The sequence below is a fragment of the Mycobacterium sp. genome (genome assembly GCF_040398885.1).
In the GTDB taxonomy this organism is placed as follows: Bacteria; Actinomycetota; Actinomycetes; order Mycobacteriales; family Mycobacteriaceae; genus Mycobacterium.
Map to the genome: position 1 here is coordinate 1 of NZ_JBBATF010000197.1, position 4485 is coordinate 4485.

Here is a 4485-nt window from a genome sequence, read left to right on the forward strand (position 1 = left end):
TGATCGGAGCCGCCGTCATCGTGCTGCTGCCGGCTTCGGCGCGCACCGCCGCCAAGTACACCGGGTTGGCCGTCTCGCTGGGCGTGCTGGCCGTCGCGGTGGTGCTGGCGGTGCGGTTCGACCCGTCCGGCGCGCGCTACCAATTCGTCGAGAGCCATCCCTGGATAAAGTCGTTCGGCACCGGCTACATCCTCGGCGTCGACGGGATCGCCCTGGCCCTGGTGGTGCTGACCGCTGTTCTGATGCCACTGCTGCTGATCGCCGGCTGGCATGACGCCGACGAGCGGACCGGTCTGCGGGGCCGCGGGCCGCACGGGTATGTGGCGCTGATGCTGGCCGTCGAGGGCATGGTGCTGATCTCGCTGACGTCGCTGGACATCTTGCTGTTCTACGTCTTCTTCGAGGCCATGCTGATCCCGATGTATTTCCTCATCGGGGGGTTCGGCGGGACCAACAGCGCTGAATCCAATGTCGCCGGCTCCGCGGCTCCGGAATCCAATGTCGCCGGCTCCGCGGCTCCGGCAGCCGCGGTGAAATTCCTGCTGTACAACCTCTTCGGCGGCCTGGCCATGCTGGCCGCACTGGTCGCTCTCTACGTCCAGACCGCCGACAGCGAGGCCTTCGCCGGCGGCACCTTCGACGTCCGGGCCATCGGCGACGCCGTCACCGAGGGCCGGTTCGCCATGGCTCCCGTCATCGCCCACATGATCTTCGGCGGCTTCCTGTTCGCCTTCGCGGTCAAGGCGCCGCTGTGGCCGCTGCACCGCTGGCTGCCCGACGCCGCGGTGCAGGCGACGCCCGCCTCCGCGGTGCTGATGATGGCGGTGATGGACAAGGTCGGCACGTTCGGGATGCTGCGCTACTGCCTGCCGTTGTTTCCCGACTCCGCGGCCCTGTTCCGTCCGGTCGTGATCGCCCTCGCGGTCATCGGCATCGTCTACGGCGCGATACTGGCGATCGGGCAGACCGATGTGATGCGGCTGATCGCCTACACGTCGATCAGCCACTTCGGCTTCATCATCCTGGGCATCTTCGTGATGACCAGCCAGGGTCAGTCCGGTTCCACGCTGTACATGGTCAACCACGGAATCTCCACGGCCGCACTGTTCCTCATCGCCGGCTTCCTGGTCAGCCGCCGCGGCACCCGCGCCATCGCCGCCTACGGCGGGGTGCAGAAGGTCGCCCCGGTGCTGGCCGGCACCTTCCTGATCGGCGGCCTGGCCACCCTCTCGCTGCCGGGCCTTGCGCCGTTCATCAGCGAGTTCCTCGTCCTCATCGGAACCTTCACCCGCTACCCGGTTTTCGCGGTGATCGCCGCGCTTGCCCTGGTGCTCTCGGCGGTCTACGTGCTGTGGATGTACCAGCGGATGATGACCGGCCCGCTCACCGCGGGCAACGAGTCGCTCACCGATCTGCGGCCGCGGGAACTGGTGGTGGTGGCGCCGCTGATCGTGCTGCTTCTGGTGCTGGGCATCTATCCGAAGTTGGCCCTGGACGTCATCAACCCGGCGGTCGCGCACACCCTGTCGGGCATCCACCAATCCGACCCCGCACCGACCCTGGGGGCGGCGAAATGACCGCTCCCAGCGTCGAATACGGGGTGCTGTCCCCGGTCCTCATCGTGTTGGGCGTCGCGGTGGCCGGGGTGCTCGCCGAGGCGTTCCTGCCCCGGCGGACCCGGTACCCGGTGCAGGTCTCGCTGAGCCTGGCCGGTCTGCTGGCGGCGTTCACCGCACTGGTGGGCGTCTACCGCGGCCTAGGTGGGACCGGTCAGGCGGCGGCCGTCGGCGCGGTTGCCGTCGACCGGCCGGCATTGTTCCTGCAGGGCACCATCCTTCTGGTCGCCGTTCTCGGGGTGCTGCTCATCGCCGAGCGCGGCGGCGGGGGCTTGGACTCCTTCACCCCGCAGGCTTCCGCCGTCCCGGGCAGCGTCGCCGAAAAGGTGGCCACCAAGGCGGCGGTCGCCCAGACCGAGGTGTTCCCGCTGACCATGTTCGCCGTCGGCGGCATGATGCTCTTTGCCGGCGCCGGCGACCTGCTGACCATGTTCGTCGCCCTCGAGGTGCTGTCGCTGCCGCTATACCTGATGTGCGGCCTGGCCCGCCACCGGCGCCTGCTGTCCCAGGAAGCGGGCCTGAAATACTTTCTGCTCGGGGCGTTCTCGTCGGCGTTCTTCCTCTACGGGATGGCCCTGCTGTACGGCTACGCCGGCACGTTGAGCATCCCCGGGATCGCCGCGGCGGTGCGCACCGGTTCGGGCGGCACCACGCTGGCCCTGCTGGGCACCGCCCTGGTCACCGTCGCCCTGCTTTTCAAGGTCGGCGCGGTGCCGTTCCACTCCTGGGTTCCCGACGTCTATCAGGGCGCGCCCACGCCCATCACCGCGTTCATGGCGGCCGCGACCAAGATCGCCGCGTTCGGCGCCCTGATGCGCCTGCTCTACGTCGCCGTGCCCGAACTGAAGGACCAGTGGCGGCCGGTGCTGTGGGCGGTGGCGATCCTGACCATGGCCGTCGGCACCGTCGCCGCGATCACCCAGCGGGACGTCAAGCGGATGCTGGCGTATTCGGCTGTGGCCCATACCGGTTTCATCCTGACCGGCGTCATCGCCGCAAACCCCTCCGGCATCTCGGGGACCCTGTTCTACCTCGCCGCCTACGGGTTCAGCACGGTCGGCGCCTTCGCGGTGGTGGGTGTGGTGCGCGACGCCGGCGGCGTCGAGCAGACCGACCTGACGCGCTGGGCCGGGCTGGGCAGGCGGTTCCCGGTGGCCGGCGCGGTCTTCTCGCTGTTCCTGCTCGCGTTCGCCGGCATCCCGCTGACGAGCGGATTCGTCAGCAAGTTCGCGGTGTTCAAGGCAGCCGGCGAGGGCGGGGCGCTACCACTGGTCGTCGTGGGTGTGTTGGCCAGCGCCGTGGCCGCCTACTTCTACGTGCGGGTCATCGTGCTGATGTTCTTCACCGACCCGCCCGAGGACGCGCCCGAGGTGTCGCCGCCGGGTGCGCTCAGCGTCGCCACCATCGGGCTGACGGCGGTCATCACCTTCGCCCTCGGCGCGCTGCCACAGCCACTGCTGGACCTGGCCGATTCGGCGGCGCGTTTCCTTTCCTGAGGCTTCAGTCCTCGAGCTGGACGGTCGTCTTGTCCGCGATGTTGGGCACCACCATCTCCCGGAGGATGCGCTGATGCTCGGGGTGGTCCCGGTAGGCCAGGAAGTGCTCGCGGGTGTCGAAGACGCCGACGACGGCGAAGTCGTAGCTTCCCGGAGACATCCCGACGTCGCCGCCGCACCGGTAACTCTGCACGCCCTCCAGGAGTGGCGTGAGGTCACGCAGCGCCGCGGCGACCGGTTCGCCGGAAAATCCGTCGCGCCACTTGAACGTGACGACGTGAACGAAAGCCATTGCGACTTGTTACCACACCTGGGGGTAGCGTCGACACCGTGAACAGCAGCGAACCGGCCGTTGACACACAGGTCGGCCCCCTACGTCGCTCGGCGCGCGACACCAGCACCATCCCGGCCGTGCTGTCGCGGTGGCTGTCCACCGTGATGCCCGGCGACGTCACCCCGGAGGTGACCGTCGAAAGCGGCGTCGACTCCAACGGGATGTCCTCGGAGACCATCATCCTGACCGGCCGGTGGACCGAGAACGCGGCGGCGGTCGAGCAGAAGTGGGTGGCCCGGGTGGCGCCCACCGCGGAGGACGTCCCGGTCTTCCCGGCCTACCGGATGGACCACCAGTTCGACGTGCTGCGACTGGTGTCCGAACTCACCGGCGTGCCGGTGCCCCGGGTGCGCTGGATCGAGCCGACCGGGCAGGTGCTGGGCAGCCCGTTCTTCCTGATGGACCTCGTCGAGGGCGTCGTCCCGCCGGATGTGATGCCCTACACCTTCGGCGGCAACTGGTTCGCCGACGCCCCCGCCGGCAAGCAGCGCGAACTGCAGGATGCCACCGTTGCGGTACTGGCCGAGTTGCACGGGATCCATGATGCGCCAAGCACATTCGGATTCCTGATCGAGGACGACCCGCCCGGCGAGACCCCACTGCGCCGCCACGTCGACCGGCTGAAGGCCTGGTACGAATTCGCCGTCCCCGACATCGGCCGCTCGGATCTCGCGGAGCGGGCACTGGCCTGGCTGGAGGAGAACTTCCCCTCCGACATCGCCGCCGGGGAGTCCGTGCTGGCCTGGGGCGACTCCCGCATCGGCAACGTGCTCTACCGCGACTTCCAACCGGTCGCAGTGCTGGACTGGGAGATGGCGACGGTCGGCCCCCGCGAACTCGACGTCGCCTGGATCATATTCGCGCACGGGGTTTTCCAGGAGCTGGCCGGACTGGCGCAGCTGCCCGGACTGCCCGACGTGCTACGCGAGGAGGACGTCCGCGACACCTATCAGCGGCTGACCGGGGTGGAACTCGGCGACCTGCGCTGGTTCTACGTCTACTCCGCGGTGATCTGGTGCGTGGTGTTCATGCGCACCGG

The 4485-nt window shown here is 68.8% G+C and carries 4 protein-coding genes; 3 read left to right on the forward strand and 1 reads right to left on the reverse strand.

Going from position 1 to position 4485, the window contains the following annotated elements; translation table 11 throughout:
* Positions 1–2 precede the first annotated feature (2 nt).
* Both ADBZ5U_RS14465 and nuoN read left to right on the forward strand, forming a co-directional pair.
* Positions 3–1577: an NADH-quinone oxidoreductase subunit M gene (locus ADBZ5U_RS14465; RefSeq protein ID WP_526811340.1), complete on the forward strand. Its 1575-nt coding sequence runs from the start codon at positions 3–5 to the stop codon at positions 1575–1577.
* Positions 1574–3112, forward strand: coding sequence for an NADH-quinone oxidoreductase subunit NuoN (gene nuoN / locus ADBZ5U_RS14470; protein ID WP_526811342.1), 1539 nt, complete (start codon positions 1574–1576; stop codon positions 3110–3112). Before ADBZ5U_RS14465 ends, nuoN begins: the two co-directional genes overlap by 4 nt.
* 4 nt (positions 3113–3116) lie before the next feature.
* On the opposite strand, the gene ADBZ5U_RS14475 is transcribed toward nuoN, so the two are convergent.
* Positions 3117–3404, reverse strand: a complete 288-nt coding sequence (locus ADBZ5U_RS14475; protein ID WP_526811344.1) for a Dabb family protein — start codon at positions 3402–3404, stop codon at positions 3117–3119.
* Between the two features lie 38 nt (positions 3405–3442).
* On the opposite strand from ADBZ5U_RS14475, the gene ADBZ5U_RS14480 reads away from it, so the two are divergent.
* Positions 3443–4485: phosphotransferase family protein (locus ADBZ5U_RS14480; protein WP_526811346.1), on the forward strand; the 1043-nt coding region annotated here is incomplete at its 3' end.